19 protein-coding genes are annotated in these 18,190 nt (G+C 70.4%); 15 read left to right on the plus strand and 4 right to left on the minus strand.

From position 1 onward, the window contains the following. The first annotated feature begins 16 nt into the window (after positions 1-16). Positions 17-1,114 (plus strand): histidinol-phosphate transaminase, encoded by a 1,098-nt coding sequence (hisC, locus tag HNQ70_RS03540; RefSeq protein WP_183964369.1) that lies wholly within the window; start codon positions 17-19, stop codon positions 1,112-1,114. Continuing rightward, on the plus strand, positions 1,111-2,007 hold the full coding sequence (locus HNQ70_RS03545; RefSeq protein ID WP_183964371.1) for a prephenate dehydrogenase: 897 nt from the start codon (positions 1,111-1,113) through the stop codon (positions 2,005-2,007). The genes hisC and HNQ70_RS03545 overlap by 4 nt, the downstream gene beginning before the upstream one ends. A gap of 19 nt (positions 2,008-2,026) precedes the next feature. On the opposite strand, the gene HNQ70_RS03550 is transcribed toward HNQ70_RS03545, so the two are convergent. Continuing rightward, entirely contained in the window at positions 2,027-2,428 is a 402-nt protein-coding gene (locus HNQ70_RS03550; protein ID WP_183964373.1) for a hypothetical protein, read from the minus strand. 96 nt (positions 2,429-2,524) lie between these two features. Here HNQ70_RS03550 and aroA point away from each other — a divergent pair, with 96 nt between their 5' ends. The 10 genes from aroA to ubiA all read left to right on the plus strand — a co-directional run bounded on the left by aroA (position 2,525) and on the right by ubiA (position 11,927). Next, on the plus strand, positions 2,525-3,844 hold the full coding sequence (gene aroA / locus HNQ70_RS03555) for a 3-phosphoshikimate 1-carboxyvinyltransferase (RefSeq protein WP_183964375.1): 1,320 nt from the start codon (positions 2,525-2,527) through the stop codon (positions 3,842-3,844). Next, a complete protein-coding gene (gene cmk / locus HNQ70_RS03560; RefSeq protein WP_183964377.1) occupies positions 3,837-4,502 on the plus strand; it encodes a (d)CMP kinase in 666 nt (221 codons plus the stop codon). Before aroA ends, cmk begins: the two co-directional genes overlap by 8 nt. Before the next feature lie 163 nt (positions 4,503-4,665). Next, positions 4,666-6,393: a 30S ribosomal protein S1 gene (gene rpsA / locus HNQ70_RS03565; protein WP_343060668.1), complete on the plus strand. Its 1,728-nt coding sequence runs from the start codon at positions 4,666-4,668 to the stop codon at positions 6,391-6,393. A 57-nt stretch (positions 6,394-6,450) separates the two neighbouring features. After that, positions 6,451-6,747 carry an integration host factor subunit beta gene (locus tag HNQ70_RS03570; RefSeq protein ID WP_183964382.1) on the plus strand — a complete coding sequence of 99 codons (297 nt, stop codon included), beginning with the start codon at positions 6,451-6,453 and terminating at the stop codon, positions 6,745-6,747. 42 nt (positions 6,748-6,789) lie between these two features. Beyond that, positions 6,790-7,134 carry a lipopolysaccharide assembly protein LapA domain-containing protein gene (locus HNQ70_RS03575; RefSeq protein ID WP_183964384.1) on the plus strand — a complete coding sequence of 115 codons (345 nt, stop codon included), beginning with the start codon at positions 6,790-6,792 and terminating at the stop codon, positions 7,132-7,134. 12 nt (positions 7,135-7,146) lie between these two features. Beyond that, complete coding sequence (lapB, locus tag HNQ70_RS03580; RefSeq protein WP_183964386.1) at positions 7,147-8,331, plus strand: lipopolysaccharide assembly protein LapB; 1,185 nt, start codon at positions 7,147-7,149, stop codon at positions 8,329-8,331. Next, complete coding sequence (rfaE1, locus tag HNQ70_RS03585; protein ID WP_183964388.1) at positions 8,328-9,269, plus strand: D-glycero-beta-D-manno-heptose-7-phosphate kinase; 942 nt, start codon at positions 8,328-8,330, stop codon at positions 9,267-9,269. Before lapB ends, rfaE1 begins: the two co-directional genes overlap by 4 nt. A gap of 53 nt (positions 9,270-9,322) precedes the next feature. Continuing rightward, positions 9,323-10,306, plus strand: coding sequence for an ADP-glyceromanno-heptose 6-epimerase (gene rfaD / locus HNQ70_RS03590; RefSeq protein ID WP_183964390.1), 984 nt, complete (start codon positions 9,323-9,325; stop codon positions 10,304-10,306). A 137-nt stretch (positions 10,307-10,443) separates the two neighbouring features. After that, positions 10,444-10,992 carry a ComEA family DNA-binding protein gene (locus tag HNQ70_RS03595; RefSeq protein WP_183964392.1) on the plus strand — a complete coding sequence of 183 codons (549 nt, stop codon included), beginning with the start codon at positions 10,444-10,446 and terminating at the stop codon, positions 10,990-10,992. A 116-nt stretch (positions 10,993-11,108) separates the two neighbouring features. After that, a complete protein-coding gene (ubiA, locus tag HNQ70_RS03600) occupies positions 11,109-11,927 on the plus strand; it encodes a 4-hydroxybenzoate octaprenyltransferase (RefSeq protein WP_183965432.1) in 819 nt (272 codons plus the stop codon). Positions 11,928-12,028: 101 nt separating this feature from the next. Here ubiA and proC read toward each other — a convergent pair whose 3' ends face one another. Both proC and murJ read right to left on the minus strand, forming a co-directional pair. Then, complete coding sequence (gene proC, locus HNQ70_RS03605; RefSeq protein ID WP_183964394.1) at positions 12,029-12,841, minus strand: pyrroline-5-carboxylate reductase; 813 nt, start codon at positions 12,839-12,841, stop codon at positions 12,029-12,031. A 53-nt stretch (positions 12,842-12,894) separates the two neighbouring features. Continuing rightward, positions 12,895-14,451 (minus strand): murein biosynthesis integral membrane protein MurJ, encoded by a 1,557-nt coding sequence (gene murJ / locus HNQ70_RS03610; RefSeq protein WP_183964396.1) that lies wholly within the window; start codon positions 14,449-14,451, stop codon positions 12,895-12,897. A 220-nt stretch (positions 14,452-14,671) separates the two neighbouring features. On the opposite strand from murJ, the gene rpsT reads away from it, so the two are divergent. Beyond that, positions 14,672-14,935 carry a 30S ribosomal protein S20 gene (gene rpsT, locus HNQ70_RS03615; RefSeq protein ID WP_183964398.1) on the plus strand — a complete coding sequence of 88 codons (264 nt, stop codon included), beginning with the start codon at positions 14,672-14,674 and terminating at the stop codon, positions 14,933-14,935. A gap of 133 nt (positions 14,936-15,068) precedes the next feature. Here rpsT and HNQ70_RS03620 read toward each other — a convergent pair whose 3' ends face one another. Next, positions 15,069-15,812 (minus strand): YggS family pyridoxal phosphate-dependent enzyme, encoded by a 744-nt coding sequence (locus HNQ70_RS03620; RefSeq protein ID WP_183964400.1) that lies wholly within the window; start codon positions 15,810-15,812, stop codon positions 15,069-15,071. 86 nt (positions 15,813-15,898) lie between these two features. On the opposite strand from HNQ70_RS03620, the gene HNQ70_RS03625 reads away from it, so the two are divergent. Both HNQ70_RS03625 and HNQ70_RS03630 read left to right on the plus strand, forming a co-directional pair. Further along, positions 15,899-16,942, plus strand: a complete 1,044-nt coding sequence (locus HNQ70_RS03625) for a type IV pilus twitching motility protein PilT (protein ID WP_183964402.1) — start codon at positions 15,899-15,901, stop codon at positions 16,940-16,942. A gap of 46 nt (positions 16,943-16,988) precedes the next feature. Then, the gene (locus HNQ70_RS03630; RefSeq protein ID WP_183964403.1) at positions 16,989-18,122 is read left to right on the plus strand and encodes a PilT/PilU family type 4a pilus ATPase; all 1,134 of its coding nucleotides are present in this window, start codon (positions 16,989-16,991) and stop codon (positions 18,120-18,122) included. Positions 18,123-18,190: the final 68 nt, after the last annotated feature.

Here is an 18,190-nt window from a genome sequence, read left to right on the forward strand (position 1 = left end):
CCACCGACGGAGTCCCATGAGCATCCCCGCCCCCAGCTACGTGCGCGGCATCGCGCCCTACCAGGCCGGCAAGCCGATCTCCGAGCTCGCCCGCGAGTACGGCCTGCGGGAGGACCGCATCGTCAAGCTCGCGTCCAACGAGAATCCGCTGGGCGTTCCCGAGTCCGCGCAGCGCGCGATGCTCGCGGAGCTGGAAGACCTGGCGCGCTACCCGGACTCCAACGGCTTCGTCCTCAAGGGCGCCATCGCCCGCCGATACGAGGTGCCGCCCGAGTGGGTCACGCTCGGCAACGGCTCCAACGACATCCTCGAGCTTGTGGCTCACGCGGTGGTGCAGCCCGGCCAGTCGGTCGTCTACGCGCAGTACTCGTTCGCCGTGTACGCGCTGGCGACGCAGGAGGTCGGTGCGCAGGCGATCGTCGTTCCCGCGCGCGAGCATGGTCACGACCTGGACGCGATGCTGGCCGCGATCCGGCCCGACACCCGGCTGGTGTTCATCGCCAACCCCAACAACCCCACCGGCACCTTCGCGCCGGCGCAGGCGATCGAGCGTTTCATCGAGCGCGTGCCGGCCGACGTGGTGGTGGTGCTGGACGAGGCCTACAACGAATACCTCCCGCCCGCGCTGCGCTTCGATTCGGTGGCCTGGGTGCGGCGCTTCCCCAACCTGCTGGTCTGCCGCACCTTCTCGAAGGTCTACGGGCTGGCCGGCCTGCGCGTGGGCTTCGGCCTGGCCCAGCCGGAGCTTACCGACCTGCTCAACCGGATCCGCCAGCCCTTCAACGTCAACTCCATGGCCCAGGCGGCGGCCGCTGCGGTGCTGTTCGACGAGGCCTTCCTGCAGCGCAGCTACGAGGTGAACGCTGCCGGACTGCAGCGGCTGCAGTCCGCCTTCGCGGCGATGGGCCTGGAATACGTGCCTTCGTTCGGGAACTTCGTGCTGGTCCGTGTCGGCGATGCGGCGGCGGTCAACGAGCGGCTGCTGCGCGCCGGCATCATCGTGCGTCCGGTGGCCGGCTATGGGCTGCCGGAGTGGCTGCGCGTGTCCGTCGGCCTGCCCGAGGAGAACGAGGCCTTCCTGGCGGCGCTGCCGGCCGCGCTGGGCCGGGCTTGAGCGCCGCGCCCCGCCTGCGCCGCGCCGCGGTCCTCGGCGTCGGGCTGATCGGCGGCTCGGTGGCCGCCGGGATCCGCGCGCGGGGCCTTGCGGCCGAGGTGGTCGGCTACGCGCCGGGCGGCGATGCCGGTCGCGCGCTGGAGCTCGGCCTGATCGACCGGGTGGCCGGCGACGTGGCGCAGGCCGTCGCCGGCGCCGACCTGGTTGTTCTGGCGGCGCCGATCCCGGCGCTGCCGGGCCTGCTCGCGGCGCTGCGCGGCCGGCTGGACGCCGATGCGGTGGTCACCGATTGCGCGAGCACCAAGCGCAGCGTCATCGAATCCGCCCGATCGCTGCTCGGCGAGGCCTTCCCGCGCTTCGTCGCCGGTCACCCCATCGCCGGCGGCGAGCGGCATGGCCCGGAAGCCGCGCGTGCCGGGCTTTTCGACGGTTGCCTCGCAGTGCTCTGCCCGCACGCCGAGGCCTCGCTGGCCGCAGTGGAGCGAGTGCAGGACCTCTGGACCGGGCTGGGCGCGCGGATCGCGCGCATGGAGCCCGACGCGCACGACGGCCTGTTCGCGGAGGTGTCGCACTGGCCGCATGCGGTCGCCTTCGCGCTGTGCGGTGCGATCGCGGCAGGGCCGCGCGCGGAGGCCGCGCAGCGCTTTGCCGGCGCCGGCCTGCGCGACACCACCCGGATCGGCGCGTCGTCGGCCGCGCTGTGGGCCGACATCCTGATCGACAACCGGGACGCGGTGCTGGAGTGCGCGGGGACCTTCGAGCGCGAGTTGCGGGCGATCGCCGATGCGCTGGCGGCCGGCGACCGCCAGGCGCTGGCCGACCGCTTCGAGGCGGCCGCGCGGTGGCGCCGCAGCCTCGCTGCGCCCGGCGGCGGCGCGGAGCCGCCCGACTGACGCAGGCGCTGCGCGCCGCTCAGCGGCCGGCTCGCCCGCGGCGGGGCAATGCCGAGCGGTATTCGCGCAGTTCAGTGAGCTCGCTCAGCACCTCGAACGGGAAGCCCTGCCGGCCGCCGCGCCGGTCGATGATCAGCGAATCGATCGTCTCCTCGAAGCTCGTGGAGTCGTGCCATGCGCCTGCCACGCGGTTGAGCAGCCGGGGGTACTGGCCGCGCAGCGTGATGAGCCTGAGGTGCGGCGGCAGCGATTCGAGCAGGGCGATCGCCGCCGGTCCCAGCCGATGTTCGTCGCGGCCGCGGATGCGCGCCGGCATCGATTCCGCGCTGGCGTCGTGCGGGCCGTGGCCACGGGCGATGCGGCGGATCAGCGCGGCGACCGCTCCCTCTATCGGGTCGTCCTTCGGGCGGGGAATGCTCATGGGCAGCCGGTAGAATTCGGGAGTTGTGCGGGCGTCGCTGCGTCCCGGCCGGCGCAAGTGTCGACGGCCGCATTCTCTCGGTACAGGAACAAGTTCATGCCCAATGCCTTCCGGGTGCTCCCCGGCGGACGACTCACCGGCCGCATCCGCGTCCCCGGGGACAAGTCCATCTCCCACCGTTCGATCATGCTCGGCGCGCTCGCCGACGGCAAGACCCGGGTGACCGGTTTCCTGGAGGGCGCCGACGCGATCTCCACGATGAACGTGTTCCGCGCCCTCGGCGTGCGCATCGACGGTCCGCAGGACGGTTGCGTGACCGTCCACGGTGTCGGGGTCGACGGGCTCCGCGGCCCCGACCGGCCGCTGGACTGCGGCAACGCGGGCACCGCGATGCGCCTGCTGATGGGCCTGCTGGCCGGCCAGCGCTTCGCGTCCACGCTGGTGGGCGACGAAAGCCTCACGCGCCGGCCGATGCGGCGCGTTGCCGAGCCGCTCGAGCGCATGGGTGCGCGCATCGAGACCGCCGATGGCAGGCCGCCGGTGCGCATCCTCCCCGCCGAGCGGCTCACCGGCATCGACTACCAGATGCCGATGGCCAGTGCCCAGGTGAAGTCCGCGGTGCTGCTGGCCGGCCTCTACGCCGAGGGCGAGACCGTGATCACCGAGCCGGCGCCGACGCGGGACCACACCGAGCGCATGCTCGAGGGCTTCGGCGTGAAGCTGGGCCGCGAAGGGGCGCGGGTCCGGCTGGTCGGCGGGCAGCGCCTGACGGCGACGTCCATCGACGTGCCCGCCGACATTTCGTCGGCCGCGTTCTTCCTCGTCGGCGCATCCATCGCCGAAGGATCGGACCTGGTGCTCGAGCACGTCGGCATGAACCCCACCCGCACCGGCATCGTCGACATCCTGCGGCTGATGGGCGCCGACATCGAGGCGCTGAATCCGCGCGAGGTGGGCGGCGAGCCGGTCGCCGATCTGCGCGTGCGCTCGGCGCGGCTGCGCGGCATCGAGGTTCCCGAGCGGCTGGTGCCGCTGGCGATCGACGAGTTCCCGGCGGTGTTCGTGGCGGCTGCCTGCGCGGAGGGCCGCACCGTGGTCACCGGCGCCGAGGAGCTCAGGGTCAAGGAGTCGGATCGCATCGCTGTGATGGCCGACGGGCTCCGGGCGCTGGGCGTCGACGCCACTCCCACCCCGGACGGCATGGTCATCGAGGGACGGGGCGCGGGCCCGGTCTTCGCCGCCGGCGAGGTGACCTCGCATGCCGACCACCGGATCGCGATGTCGTTCACCATCGCTGCCCTGCGCGCTGGCGGCCCGCTGCTGATCCGCGACACCGCCAACGTCGGCACCTCGTTCCCGGGCTTCCCGGCACTGGCGGCACGCGCCGGCATCTCGATCGCCGAGATCGATGCCTGAGGCGCCGGTCATCGCGGTCGACGGGCCCACGGCCTCCGGCAAGGGCACGATCGCCGAGCGCGTCGCCGCGTCGCTGGGCTGGCGCTACCTGGACTCCGGCGCGCTGTACCGGATCGTCGCGCTCGAAGCGCTGCGCGCGGGCATCGACACCGCCGACGGGCCGGCGCTCGCCGCGCTGGCGCAGGGGCTCGCGCCGCGCTTCGAGGGCCGGCGCATCCTGGTCGGCGGCGAGGACGTCACCGAAGCGATCCGTGCGGAGGAGGTCGGCATCGCAGCCTCGCGGCTGGCCACCCAGCCGCTGCTGCGCGCGGCGCTGCTGGCGCTGCAGCGGCGCGCGCGCGCCGCGCCGGGCCTGGTGGCCGACGGCCGCGACATGGGGACCGTGGTCTTCCCCGACGCGATCCTCAAGGTCTACCTCACCGCGAGCGTCGAGTCGCGCGCGGCGCGGCGTCATAAGCAGTTGATGGAGAAGGGGTTTTCTGCTACGATCGCCGACCTTTCCAAGGATCTCGCGGAACGCGACGCGCGCGACATGCAGCGCGCCGAAGCTCCGCTCAAACCCGCGGAAGGCGCGCTGGTTCTCGATTCCACCCATCTATCGATCGACGAGACGGTCGACGCGGTGCTCGGGGCCTACCGGCGCAGGGTCGCTGACTGAATCGCCTTTTGCGGCGGTGCGGTGGCGCCCCGAGGGGTTCGGGCAGGCGGGAGGCAGCTTCCACGGCCCGGGCATGGCGAGAACTCCGCTGGACCTTTCGCGCCGGGTTCGGCCGCATCAGCGGCCGTCGGCGACGACCGTCCGGCGTGTCAAACAATCCGGAATCACACACTTGAACACTTCCACTGAAACGGCCGCCCCCGCTGCCATCGAAAGCTTCGCCCAACTCTTCGAGGAGTCGCTCTCCAAGCAGGAGATGCGCGCAGGCGAAGTCATCACCGCCGAGGTGGTGCGCATCGACCACAACTTCGTTGTCGTCAACGCCGGTCTGAAATCCGAGAGCTACATCGACATCGAGGAATTCCAGAACGACCGCGGCGAACTCGAGGTCAAGGAAGGCGATTTCGTCTCCGTCGCGATCGACGCGCTGGAGAATGGCTACGGCGAGACGCGCCTGTCGCGTGACCGCGCCAAGCGTCTGGCGGCCTGGATCAGCCTGGAGAAGGCCCTGGAGTCCGGCGACGTGGTTTCGGGCACGATCACCGGCAAGGTCAAGGGCGGCCTGACCGTGATGTGCAACGGCATCCGCGCGTTCCTGCCGGGTTCGCTGATCGACATGCGTCCGGTCAAGGACACCACGCCGTTCGAAGGCAAGACCTTCGACTTCAAGGTCATCAAGCTCGACCGCAAGCGCAACAACGTCGTGATGTCGCGCCGCGCAGTCATCGAACTCACCCAGGGTGAAGAGCGCGCCAAGCTGCTCGAGACCCTGCACGAGGGCGCCATCGTCAACGGCGTGGTCAAGAACATCACCGATTACGGCGCGTTCATCGATCTCGGCGGCATCGACGGCCTGCTGCACATCACCGACATGGCCTGGCGCCGCGTGCGTCACCCGTCCGAGGTGCTCTCGGTCGGTCAGGAAGTCACCGCCAAGGTTCTCAAATTCGACCAGGAACGCAACCGCGTTTCGCTGGGCGTCAAGCAGCTGGGCGACGACCCGTGGGTCGGCATCGGCCGCCGCTACCCGCAGGGCACCCGCATGTTCGGCAAGGTCACGAACATCACCGACTACGGTTCGTTCGTCGAGATCGAGCCGGGCATCGAGGGCCTGGTCCACGTGTCCGAGATGGACTGGACCAACAAGAACGTCAACCCCGGCAAGGTCGTGCAGCTCAACGACGAGGTCGAGGTGATGGTGCTCGAGATCGACGAGGACCGCCGCCGCATCTCGCTCGGCATGAAGCAGTGCCGCGCCAACCCGTGGGAAGAGTTCGCCGACAACCACCGCAAGGGCGACAAGGTCAGCGGCACGATCAAGTCGATCACCGATTTCGGCGTGTTCATCGGCCTGCCCGGCGGCATCGACGGCCTGGTGCATCTGTCCGATCTCTCGTGGAATGCCACGGGCGAAGAGGCGGTGCGCAACTTCAAGAAGGGCGACGAGGTCGAGGCCGTGGTGCTGGCGATCGACACCGAGCGCGAGCGCATCTCGCTGGGCATCAAGCAGCTCGACGGCGATCCGTTCACCAACTACGCCGGCAGCCACGAGAAGGGCGCCGTCATCAGGGGCATCGTCAAGAGCGTCGAGCCCCGCGGTGCGGTGATCGACCTCGGCGGCGACATCGAGGGTTACCTGCGTGCTTCCGAGCTCGCGCGCGACCGCGTCGAAGATGCCCGCAATCTGCTGAAGGAAGGCGACGAGGTCGAGGCGATGGTGATCAACGTGGATCGCAAGAACCGCTCGATCAGCCTGTCGATCAAGGCCAAGGACTCGGTCGAGACTGCCGAGACCCTGCAGCGCCTGGCCGCCGAGAGCAGCGCCGCAACCGGCACCACCAACCTCGGTGCGCTGCTGCGGGCCAAGCTCGACGGCGCCAAAGACCAGTAAGCGGGCTGCCGCTTCGCGCATCCTACCGTGGACAGAGACCATCCTTCCCCGGCGACGATGACCAAGTCGGAGCTCATTGCCCGACTCGCGGAGCGGTATCCTCAGCTGGTCGTCAAGGACGCCGAGTTCGCGGTGAAGACGATCCTCGATGCGATGGCCCGGACCCTGTCCGAGGGCCACCGCATCGAGATCCGCGGCTTCGGCAGCTTTGCACTCTCTCACCGGCCGCCGCGCATCGGCCGCAATCCCAAGTCCGGCGAGCGCGTGCTGGTGCCCCAGAAGCGGGTGCCGCACTTCAAGCCGGGCAAGGAATTGCGCGAGCGCGTCGATGCCGCCCTCCGGGGCGAGGCCTGAGCTTTGGCCGCCGCCCCCCTGCTGCAGCGGGGTTCCTGATCGATGCGCGTCGTCTCCTGGATCATCCGGGCAGTACTGTTCCTCGCGGCGCTCGGTTTCGCGCTGTCCAACACCGCCGTCACCGAGCTGCGCTTCTTCGGCGTCGACCTCGTCTGGCGCGCCCCTCTCGTCATTTTCCTGCTGGCCTTCTTCGCTGCTGGCGCGGCCCTCGGGCTGCTCGCCGTGGTGCCGACGCTGTACCGGCAGCGCCGCGAGATCGGCCGGCTTCGCCGCGAAGTCCGCGCGACCGCGCGCCCCGCGCCCGCGGGCGGCGCTTCGGCGCAGCCGCCTTCGCCGGATGTTCCGGTCGTGACGGTCGGCGCGACTGCGCGCTCCGACCTGCAGTGACCCTGGCTGCGGATGGAGATCGAATCCTGGTGGCTGCTCGCCATCCCGCTCTTCTTCGGCCTCGGCTGGTTCGCCGCCCGGCTCGACCTGCGTAGCGGCGGCGCACGTCCCCGCGGACAACTGCCCGAGGCCTACTTCCGGGGCCTGAACTTCCTGCTCAACGAGCAGCCCGACAAGGCGATCGACGCCTTCGTCGACGTGGTCCGGCTCGATCCAGAGACCGTGGAACTGCACTTCGCGCTCGGCAACCTGTTCCGCCGGCGCGGCGAGACCGACCGTGCGATCCGCGTGCATCTGAACCTGGTGGAGCGCCGCGATCTCGACGCTCAGCAGCGCGAGCATGCGCTCTTCGAGCTGGGCCAGGATTACCTGAAGGCGGGCCTGCTCGATCGTGCCGAGGACGCCTTCAACCGGCTCGAGGGCAGCCGCTACGCGGCCGCCGCGCTGCATCATCGGCTGGAGCTCGCGCAGATGGTGCGCGACTGGCCGCTGGCGATCGGCCACGCGGAGCGCCTGGAGCGCGACTGCGGCGAGCGCCACGGCCGCGACATCGCCCATTACCGCTGCGAGATGGCGGCGGCGGCCCTTGCGCAGGGCACGCCCGAGGGGCGCGCGGCCGCGCGGCGCGAGATCGCCGCAGCGTCGGCTGCCGATCCGGCGCATCCGCGTCCGCCGCTGCTGGCTGGCGAACTGGCCCTGGCGGAGGACGACCCGGCTGGCGCGATCGCCGCCTGGGAGCCGCTGGTGCGCGAGTCGCCATCTTTCCTTGCGCTCGCGGCCGGCGACTGGCTTGCCGCGCACGCGGCCGTCGGCCGTTTCGATGCCGGACTCGCGGCGCTCGAGCGCGTGCAGGCGGAGCATCCTGCAGTAGATACCTTCGCCGCGATCGCCGATGCGCTGGCGCGGGAGCGCGGCCAGGAGGAGGCGCTGGCCTGGGCGCGCGCCGGGCTGGAGCGCCAGCCCTCGCTGCTTGCGCTGGAGCGCCTGCTGGCGCTGCACGCGCCGCTGGCCGACGAGGCGCGGCGCGGCGACATCGAACTCATGCAGCGCGTGGTGCAGCCGCAGGCCCGACGGCTGGCGCGCTATGTGTGCCGGCACTGCGGCTTCAAGGCGCGCCAGTTCTACTGGCAATGCCCGGGCTGCAGCCGCTGGGACACCTACGCGCCGAAGCGAACCGAGGAGATCGAGCGCGGATGAACGCAGGCCCTGCCACCGGAATCGATTTCTCGAACGCCTCGATCCTCGTGGTCGGGGATGTCATGCTGGACCGCTACTGGTTCGGCGACGTGCAGCGCATTTCCCCGGAAGCGCCGGTGCCGGTGGTGCGCGTCACTCGCAGCGACGAGCGCCTTGGCGGCGCGGCGAACGTGGCGCGCAACGCCGCGGCGCTGGGCGCGAAGGTCGCGCTGGTCGGCGTGGTGGGCGACGACGAGCCGGGGCGCCGGATCGAGGCGCTGGCCGGCGAGGCCGGGATCGCCTGCCGGCTCGCCCGCGACGCCGCGCTGCCCACCACGATCAAGCTGCGCGTGATCGGCCGCCAGCAGCAGCTGCTCAGGATCGATTTCGAGCAGGCGCCCGGCGACTCCACGCTCGCCCGGAAGCTCGACGCCGTGCGCGAACTCCTGCCGCGCACGCAGGTGCTGGTGCTGTCCGACTACGGCAAGGGCAGCCTGGCGCAGATCGAGGAGATCGTGCGCGACGCGCGCGAGGCCGGCAAGCTGGTGATCGTCGACCCCAAGGGCGACGACTACAGCCGCTACCGGGGCGTCACCGTGCTCACCCCGAACCGCGCCGAGCTGCGCGAGGTGGTCGGCGCCTGGCGCGACGAGGCCGACCTGGCCGAGCGCGCCCAGCGGCTGCGCCGTTCGCTGGAGATCCGCTACCTGCTGCTCACCCGCTCGGAGGAGGGCATGACCCTGTTCTCCGACGAGGGCGAGGTGAGCGTGCCGGCCCAGGCGAGGGAGGTCTATGATGTCTCGGGCGCGGGCGATACCGTGGTCGCCGTGCTGGCGGTGATGCTCGCCGCGGGCCACCCGGCGGACGAAGCGATGCGGCTGGCCAATCGCGCGGGCGGCATCGTGGTCGGCAAGCTGGGTACGGCGGCGGTCTCGCTGCAGGAACTGTTCGGGGCCTGAAACGCCGGTCCCCGCGGGCCGGCCGGCTCCGCGCACCCTCGAAAGGAAGCTTCGTGATCATCGTCACCGGCGCTGCCGGCTTCATCGGCAGCAACCTCGTGCATGCGCTCAACCGCCGCGGCGACACAGACGTCCTCGCGGTCGACAACCTGTCGCGCGCCGAGAAGTTCCACAACCTCGTCGACTGCGAGATCTCCGACTACCTCGACAAGCAGGAGCTGCTGGCCCGCCTGCCGCGGCTCGGCACCGTGCGCGCGGTGCTGCACCAGGGGGCCTGCTCCGACACGATGGAGTCGGACGGCCGCTACATGATGGAGAACAACTTCCGCTACTCGCAGGCGCTGCTCGAGTTCTGCGCGGAGCGGCGGATTCCTTTCGTCTACGCGTCCTCGGCGGCGGTCTACGGCGGCTCCCAGCGCTTCGTCGAGGAGCGCGACTGCGAGCAGCCGCTGAATGTCTACGGCTACTCGAAATTCCTCTTCGACCAGGTGGTGCGCCGGCGCATGCCCTCGATGCGCAGCCAGGTGGTCGGGCTGCGCTACTTCAACGTCTACGGTCCGCGCGAGGCCCACAAGGGGCGGATGGCCTCGGTGGCCTTCCACAACTTCAACCAGTTCCGCGCCGAGGGCGGGGTGCGCCTGTTCGACGGCTGGGACGGCTGGGATGCCGGCGGGCAGAGCCGCGACTTCATTCACGTCGATGACGTCGTCGCGGTCAACCTGCACTTCCTCGACAACCCGGGCTCGAGCGGCATCTTCAACCTCGGCACCGGGCGTGCCCAGCCCTTCAACGACATCGCGGTCACGGTGGTCAATACGCTGCGTCGCGCTCAGGGGCATCCGCCCCTGCCGCTGGCCGGGCTGGTCGCCGAAGGACTGATCGAATACATCCCGTTCCCGGATGCGCTCAAGGGCAAGTACCAGAGCTTCACGCAGGCGGACATCGGGCGGCTGCGCGCAGTCGGCTATGGCGCGCCATTCGCGACGGTGCAGCAGGGCGTGGAACGCTACGTCGAATGGCTGGCGGCGCGCGCCTGACCCACCGGACCTAGGCCGTCCGAGGGGCGGCGCGGCGGGCGTGCCGTGGCAGCATGGATCCTGCGCTGCCGGCTCTCTATGGTTCCGGCTGGCGCGTCCGACCGCCGGTCCGCGAGCCCCCCGTCAGAGGCCCCCGCATGAAGCCTGCCGCGCTCCTGTTCGCTGCACTCCTCTCGCTCTCCGGCTGGGCCGGCGCCGCCGTCGACGCCAACCGGGCAGACGAGATCGCCCTGATGGGCATCTCCGGCATCGGCCCGGCGATCGCCGGGCGCGTCGTCGCCGCGCGGCGCGAGGGCGGGCCGTTCCGCGACCTGGACGACCTGCGCGAGCGGGTGCGCGGCGTGGGCGAGGCCAACGCGAAGAAGATGGCCGCGGCCGGGCTCACGGTGGGGACTGGAGTCGCAGTCGGGGTCGGGGCATCCGGCGGACCCGGCGCCTCCGGCGCCGCAGCAGCCGGGCAGGGCGCGGCCGCGTCACCGGGCGCTGGCTGCGTCCCCGCCAACGTCGAGCTCATCGTGGGCAACGGCCGCCTGCCGGCTGCGTCGTTCGGGTCGTCACCCCGGGCGTCGCCGCCTGCGCCGCCGGCGGCCCCGCGCACGGCAGCGCGTACGGCAGCGCGTACGGCAGCGCGCACGGCAGCGCGCACGGCAGCGCAGTCGAACGCGCCGTTGACCGCTTTGCGCTGACGCCTGTGCCGCTGCGCTAGACTGCCCCCTCCTTCAACCCCCCGTCGGAATCCCGGATCGCCGTGAGCACCGCAGCATCCCCGTCGCGCCTCGAGCTCTACTGGAGGCTGGTTCGAATGCACCGGCCGATCGGCATCCTGCTGCTGCTCTGGCCGACCCTCTGGGCGCTGCTGGTGGCCTCTGGGGGGGCGCCCGACGGCTATACGCTGTTCGCCTTCGTCGCGGGCACGGTGCTGATGCGCGCCGCCGGTTGCGCGATCAACGACTACGCCGACCGCCACATCGACCTGCACGTGGAACGCACGCGGGACCGTCCGCTGACCTGCGGGCTGATCGAGCCCTGGGAGGCGCTGGCCGTCTTCTCGGTGCTGGCCGTTGTTGCCGCGCTGCTGGTGATCCCCTTCAACGGGCTCACCTGGCTGCTCGCGCTGGTGGCGGCCTTCCTGGCGGCCAGCTACCCCTTCACCAAGCGTTTTCTCGCGCTACCTCAGGCCTACCTGGGAATCGCCTTCGGCTTCGGCATTCCGATGGCCTTTGCCGCGGTGCTCGGCGAGGTGCCGTCCACCGCGTGGGCGATGCTGGCGGCCAACGTCTTCTGGGCGCTGGCCTACGACACCGAGTACGCGATGGTCGATCGCGACGACGACCTGCGCATCGGCATCCGCACCGCGGCGATCACCTTCGGCCGCTTCGACGTGGCTGCCGTGATGGTCTGCTATGGCGCCGCGCTCGGGCTGCTGGCGCTGGCGGGCTGGCTCGAGGGCTTCGGCGTCTTCTACACGCTGGGGCTCGCCGCGGCGGCGCTGGTCGCGACCTACCACTACACGCTGATCCGCGACCGCAGTCGCGAGGGCTGCTTTCGTGCGTTCAACCACAACACCTGGTTCGGCGCGGCGGTGTTCGCCGGCATCTTGCTCGAATACCTGGTGCCCTGAGGGCCCGCGAAGGGCTCGCGCCCTTCGCGCCCTTCGCGTCAGTCGCGTCAGTCGCGTCAGTCGCGTCAGTCGCGTCAGTCGCGTCAGTCGCGTCAGTCGCGTCAGTCGCGGCCGAGCTCTTCGCCGAGTTCCTCGGAGCGGGCACGGGCCGCCGCCAGAGCCTCAACGATGTGCCGATCCACGCCGCGTCCGGCCATCGCTCCAAGTGCGGCCGCGGTGGTTCCCCCCTTGGAGGTGACCCGCTCGCGCAGCACCGATGCTGGCTCGGGCGAATCGGCTGCGAGCCGCGCGGCGCCGGTGAAGGTGGCCAGGGTCAGCGCGCGCGCCTGCTCATCGTCGAAGCCCATGCCCAGCGCGGCGGTGTGCATCGCCTCCATGAAATAGAAGACGTAGGCAGGGCCGCTGCCACTGATCGCGGTCACCGCGTCGAGCATCGACTCCTCGTCGACCCAGAGCGTCTGCCCGACGGCGGACAGCAGGGCGTCCGCGGTCTCGCGGTCTGCGCCGTCCAGTCCGGGCATTGCGCACAGCCCGGTGAGCCCCGCACCGATCAGCGCGGGCGTGTTCGGCATGCAGCGCACGATGCGGGCGTGCCCGCCGAGCCAGCGTGACAGGTCGGACGCGCGGATGCCCGCGGCGATGCTGACCACCAGCTGCCCGGACAGCACGGCGGCCAGCCCGGTGCAGACCTCCCGCATCTGCTGAGGCTTGACCGCGAGGACCACGACCTCGCTGCCCGCGACCAGCGGGCCCGCCTGCGCGCCGCTCTCGACCCCGTATCGCTCCTGCAGCAGCTCCCGCTGCGCCGCCACGGGTTCGACCACGCGCAGTTCCGCAGGGTCGGTGCCGTCGGCCAGCAGCCCGCCGATCAGAGCCTGCGCCATGTTGCCGCCGCCGATGAAGGTGATTCGCATCGCTGTCCGTCTTCCTGTTCAAAGATTCGATTGTCGCCGCTTCCGGGGCCGTTTCAATCGTCGCGGCTGCGACGCCGGAACTGTCTCGGCCGGATGCCGGCGAGCAGCAGCACCGCCAGGTACAGCGCCGCGCCCAAGGCCACCAGGCCCAGCGCGGCGCCGATCCTCAGCAGCGGCGTCGCGTGCATTGCGATCCAGTCGAAGCGCGGCACCGTCGCCGCGAGCATCGCCGCCATCGCCAGCGTGGCGGCGCCCACCTGGACCGAGAGCCGCAGCCAGCCGGCGCGCGGCCGATAGAGTCCGCGGCGGCGCAGCCCGGCCAGCAGCAGGCCGGCGTTGGCCCAGGCGCCCAGCGAGATCGACAGCGCGAGCCCGGCATGCGCGATCACGGGCACCAGCACCAGGTTGAGCAGCTGCGTCACCACCAGCACCAGCAGCCCGATCTTGACCGGGGTGCGCACGTCCTGCTTCGCGTAGAACCCGGGCGCAAGCACCTTGATCGCGATCAGCCCCAGCAGGCCCGCCGCATAGCCGATCACCGCCATCCGCGTCATCGCCACGTCGTGCGCGCCGAATCGGCCGTAGTGGAAGAGCAGCGCAGTCAGGGGCTCGGCCATCAGGGCGAGTCCTGCCATGCAGGGCAGCGAGAGCACGAACACCAGCCGCAGGCCCCAGTCGAGCAACCCGCTGTACTCGTCGACCTCCCCGCTGGCGCTGGCGCGCGACAGGCTGGGCAGCAGCACTGTGCCCAGCGCAACGCCGAGCAGCGCGATCGGGAACTCCATCAGACGGTCCGCGTACGACACCCAGGACACGCTGCCCGGCGCCAGCCGGGACGCGATGTGGGTGTTGATCACCAGGCTGATCTGCGCCACCGACACCGCCAGCACTGCCGGCGCCATCAGCGTGAGCAGACGCCGCGTGTGGGGGTCGCGGAAGGCGCCGGCCACGCCCAGGCCAATGCGCGGAAGCATGCCGATGCGCCGCAGCGCGGGCACCTGGATGGCGAGCTGGGCGATCCCTCCGGCGATCACGCCCACGGCCAGCGCATAGACCGGCGGGTCGAAGTGGCGAGACAGTCCCAGCGCGGCGCCGATGAAGCACAGGTTCAGCAGCACCGGCGAGAAGGCGGGCACCGCGAAGCGCTTCCAGGTGTTCAGGATGCCGGCGGACAGCGCAACCATCGAGATGAACAGGATGTAGGGGAACATCCAGCGGGTCATCACCACCGCGGCGTCGTACGCGGCCGGATCGCGCGACAGGCCGGAGGCCATCAGCCAGACCAGCGCCGGCGCGGCAGCCACGCCGGCCAGCGAGACCGCCACCAGCACCCAGAAAAGCGCGGTGGCGATGCGGTCGACCATCAGGCGCATGCCGGCCTCGTCACCCTCGGCGCGCGCCTGTGCGAGCAGCGGCACGAAGGCCTGCGAGAAAGCGCCTTCGGCGAACATCCGCCGCAGCAGGTTGGGCAACCGGAACGCGACGAAGAACGCGTCGGTGAAGGCCGAGGCCCCGAAGATCGAGGCGGTGAGGTTCTCCCGGACCAGGCCGGTGATGCGGGACAGGAGGGTGATGCCGCTGACGGTGGCGACGGCGCGCAACAGGTTCATCGTAGGCGCGCCAGTGCGGTCGTTTCCGGGCGGCTTGTACCGGCCAGGTCAAAGCGTATATAATTCAAGGCTTTCCGATTTCAGACCGACGGTATCCGGCGGGCAGCAGGTTGCGGCAAGATGCCGACGGCTGCTGCAAGTTGCGAAGCGGCTGGCCAGCGTGCCAGCCTCCGAGCCCGGTCCGCGGCGGTCGCGAACCCGATAGAGTCAGGATTCTCGCATGGCCAACATTGCCTCAGCCCGCAAGCGTGCCCGTCAGGACGTCCAGCGCAACGCCCACAACTCGAGCCTGCGCTCGCGCCTGCGTACCGCCATCAAGTCGGTGCGCAAGGCCATCGCCGCTGGCGACAAGGCCGCTGCCACCAGCGTCTACGTCGCGTCCACCAGCGTGATCGACCGCATCGCCGACAAGAAGATCATCCACAAGAACGCCGCGGCCCGTCACAAGAGCCGCCTGGCCGCAGCGCTGAAGTCGATGGCCTGATTTGCCGGCGCCCGGGCCGCGTGCTGCGCGGCTCAGGTGCCTTGACATGCCCCGGGCCGTGCCGGCCGCCAGGGGCGCTGGGGGAGGGCGTTCCGACGTTTCCCCGGCCAGGCGCCGCATTGCGGCGCCCTTGTCATTTCCGCGCGCGGCTTCCGAACAGCGCGCTGCCCACCCGCACCAGGGTGGAGCCTTCAGCGACGGCCGCCTCCAGGTCGTCGGACATGCCCATTGACAGGGTGTCCATCGCCAGCCCCTCGCCGCGGAGCTGTTCGAAGAGTTCGCGCAGCCGCGCGAACTGTGCCCGCTGAAAGGCAGGATCGTCGCTGGGCGCGGGAATCGCCATCAGCCCGCGAAGCCTGAGTCCCGGCAGCACCGCCACCTGCCGCGCAAGTTCCGGGCACTCCCCGGACGCGCAGCCGCTCTTGGACGCCTCGCCGCTGACATTGACCTGGACGCAGACGTTCAGCGCCGCCATGCCCGCCGGCCGCTGCTCGGACAGGCGGTGGGCGATCCGCTCCCGGTCGATCGAATGCACCCAGTCGAAGCGCTCGGCCAGCGGCCGGGTCTTGTTCGACTGGATGGGGCCGACGAAATGCCACTCGAGGGCGTCGGGCGCCGCCGCGTCCGGCCGCCCGGCGAGCGCCTGCCGCCGCCCGGCGTCGCAGGCATCGATCTTGGCCAGCGCCTCCTGTAGATAGCTCTCACCGAAGGCGCGCTGGCCGAGCGCGGCGAGCTCGAGCACCTGGGCGGCGGGGAAGGTCTTGCTGACCGCGAGGATGGACACCGCGTCGGCCGGACGCCCTGCCGCTTCGCAGGCTTCGCGCACCCGCAGACGCAGCCGCTCGTAGCGTTCGGGCAACGTGGATTCGCCGTTCATCGCTCGATTCTACTGTCCGCCGGTCGGCGGCTGCCGCGCGCCGCCGCCTGGGGCAGCATCGGTGCGCCGGTCATCGTGGAGTGGACATGGACATCGCAGAACTGCTGGCCTTCGCGGTCAAGAACAAGGCGTCGGACCTGCATCTGTCGGCGGGGCTGCCGCCGATGATCCGCGTGCATGGCGACGTGCGCAGGATCAATCTGCCGCCGATGGAGCATCGCGACGTCCACGGCATGATCTACGACATCATGAATGACAATCAGCGCAAGGAGTACGAGGAGAACCTCGAGTGCGACTTCTCCTTCGCGATTCCCGGCCTGGCGCGTTTCCGGGTCAACGCCTTCGTGCAGCAGCGCGGCGCGGGCGCGGTGATGCGGACCATTCCGTCGAAGATCCTGACGCTGGACGACCTGAAGGCGCCCAAGACCTTCATCGACATCTCCTCGCAGCCGCGCGGGCTGGTGCTGGTCACCGGCCCCACCGGCTCGGGCAAGTCGACCACGCTGGCGGCGATGATCAACCACATCAACGAGAACAACTACGGCCACATCCTGACCGTGGAGGATCCGATCGAGTTCGTGCACGAGTCCAAGCGCTGCCTGATCAACCAGCGCGAGGTGGGGCCGCAGACGCTGTCCTTCAGCAACGCGCTGCGCTCGGCGCTGCGCGAGGACCCGGACGTGATCCTGGTCGGCGAGCTGCGCGACCTGGAGACGATCCGGCTGGCGATGACCGCCGCCGAGACCGGCCACCTGGTGTTCGGCACGCTGCACACCTCGTCCGCTGCCAAGACCATCGACCGGATCATCGACGTGTTCCCGGCAGCGGAGAAGGAGATGGTGCGCGCGATGCTGTCGGAGTCGCTGCGGGCGGTGATCTCCCAGTCGCTGCTCAAGACCAAGGACGGCAGCGGCCGGGTCGCGGCGCACGAAATCATGATCGCGACCCCCGCGATCCGCAACCTGATCCGCGAGGCGAAGGTGGCGCAGATGAACGCGGCGATCCAGACCGGCGCGCAGCTCGGCATGCAGACCCTCGACCAGTGTCTCGCCGACCTGGTGCGCAAGAGCATGATCTCGATGGCGGAGGCGCGCAGCGCCGCGACCGTCAAGGAAAATTTCCCCGCCTGACCCGGCGGCCCGGAACCCGCTGCGACGCGGAAACGGAAGGACAGCGATGGAACGCGAACAGGCATCGAAATTTCTGCATGACCTGCTGCGGCTGATGATCAGCCGCAATGGCTCGGACCTCTTCCTCACCGCGGAGTTCCCGCCGGCCTTCAAGGTCGACGGCCGGATCACGCCGGTGTCGAGCGTGGCGCTCACGCCGCAGCACACGATCGAGCTGGCCCGCGCGCTGATGAACGACCGGCAGGCCGCGGAGTTCGAGGCGAAGAAGGAGGTCAACTTCGCGATCAGCCCGGGCGGCATCGGCCGCTTCCGGGTCAACACCTTCATGCAGCAGGGGCGGGTGGGGATCGTGCTGCGGACGATCAAGTCGGAGATCCCGACGATCGAGCAGCTGTCGCTGCCGCCGATCCTGAGCGATCTGGCGATGACCAAGCGCGGGCTGCTGATCGTGGTCGGCGCCACCGGCTCGGGCAAGTCGAACACCCTGGCGGCGATGATCGGCTACCGCAACGAGAACAGCCAGGGCCATATCGTCACCATCGAGGACCCGGTGGAGTTCGTGCACCCGCACAGGCAGTGCATCGTGACCCACCGCGAGGTCGGGGTGGACACCGAGAGCTGGGAGGTGGCGCTGAAGAACACGCTGCGCCAGGCGCCCGACGTGATCATGATCGGCGAGATCCGCGACCGCGAAACGATGGAGCACGCGGTTGCCTTCGCCGAGACTGGCCACCTGTGCGTGGCGACGCTGCACGCCAACAGTTCCAACCAGGCGCTCGACCGGATCATCAACTTCTTCCCGGAGGAGCGGCGCGCGCAGCTGCTGATGGACCTGTCGCTGAACCTGCGCGGCATCGTCTCGCAGCGGCTGATCCCGCTGGCCGGCGGCATCGGGCGCGTGCCGGCGGTGGAGATCATGCTCAACTCGCCGCTGATCGCCGACCTGATCTTCAAGGGCGAGGTCGGCACGATCAAGGACATCATGAAGAAGAGCCGGGAGCTCGGCATGCAGACCTTCGACCAGGCGCTGTTCGACCTGTACGAGGAGGGCATGATCGATTACGAGGACGCGCTTCGCAACGCGGACTCGATCAACGACCTGCGCCTGAACATCAAGCTCAACAGCCGGCACTCCGACCGCGACCTGAGCCGCGGGATCGAGCATCTCGGGGTGGTGTGAGCGATCCGTGGAGGCGCAGTGCCTCCACGGGGTGTGTTCGCGGCCGCGCGCAGTGACGGGCGCGGGGA

It is taken from the genome of Quisquiliibacterium transsilvanicum, assembly GCF_014202215.1.
Lineage (GTDB): Bacteria > Pseudomonadota > Gammaproteobacteria > Burkholderiales > Burkholderiaceae_E > Quisquiliibacterium > Quisquiliibacterium transsilvanicum.

Bases quoted from the DNA above. Each gene is read 5' to 3' on its own strand.
- hisC (WP_183964369.1), top strand. From the start codon at position 17: ATGAGCATCCCCGCCCCCAGCTACGTGCGCGGCATCGCGCCCTACCAG.
- HNQ70_RS03550 (WP_183964373.1), bottom strand. From the start codon at position 2,428: ATGAGCATTCCCCGCCCGAAGGACGACCCGATAGAGGGAGCGGTCGCC.
- aroA (WP_183964375.1), top strand. From the start codon at position 2,525: ATGCCCAATGCCTTCCGGGTGCTCCCCGGCGGACGACTCACCGGCCGC.
- cmk (WP_183964377.1), top strand. From the start codon at position 3,837: ATGCCTGAGGCGCCGGTCATCGCGGTCGACGGGCCCACGGCCTCCGGC.
- HNQ70_RS03570 (WP_183964382.1), top strand. From the start codon at position 6,451: ATGACCAAGTCGGAGCTCATTGCCCGACTCGCGGAGCGGTATCCTCAG.
- HNQ70_RS03575 (WP_183964384.1), top strand. From the start codon at position 6,790: ATGCGCGTCGTCTCCTGGATCATCCGGGCAGTACTGTTCCTCGCGGCG.
- lapB (WP_183964386.1), top strand. From the start codon at position 7,147: ATGGAGATCGAATCCTGGTGGCTGCTCGCCATCCCGCTCTTCTTCGGC.
- rfaE1 (WP_183964388.1), top strand. From the start codon at position 8,328: ATGAACGCAGGCCCTGCCACCGGAATCGATTTCTCGAACGCCTCGATC.
- HNQ70_RS03595 (WP_183964392.1), top strand. From the start codon at position 10,444: ATGAAGCCTGCCGCGCTCCTGTTCGCTGCACTCCTCTCGCTCTCCGGC.
- ubiA (WP_183965432.1), top strand. From the start codon at position 11,109: ATGCACCGGCCGATCGGCATCCTGCTGCTGCTCTGGCCGACCCTCTGG.
- proC (WP_183964394.1), bottom strand. From the start codon at position 12,841: ATGCGAATCACCTTCATCGGCGGCGGCAACATGGCGCAGGCTCTGATC.
- murJ (WP_183964396.1), bottom strand. From the start codon at position 14,451: ATGAACCTGTTGCGCGCCGTCGCCACCGTCAGCGGCATCACCCTCCTG.
- rpsT (WP_183964398.1), top strand. From the start codon at position 14,672: ATGGCCAACATTGCCTCAGCCCGCAAGCGTGCCCGTCAGGACGTCCAG.
- HNQ70_RS03620 (WP_183964400.1), bottom strand. From the start codon at position 15,812: ATGAACGGCGAATCCACGTTGCCCGAACGCTACGAGCGGCTGCGTCTG.
- HNQ70_RS03625 (WP_183964402.1), top strand. From the start codon at position 15,899: ATGGACATCGCAGAACTGCTGGCCTTCGCGGTCAAGAACAAGGCGTCG.
- HNQ70_RS03630 (WP_183964403.1), top strand. From the start codon at position 16,989: ATGGAACGCGAACAGGCATCGAAATTTCTGCATGACCTGCTGCGGCTG.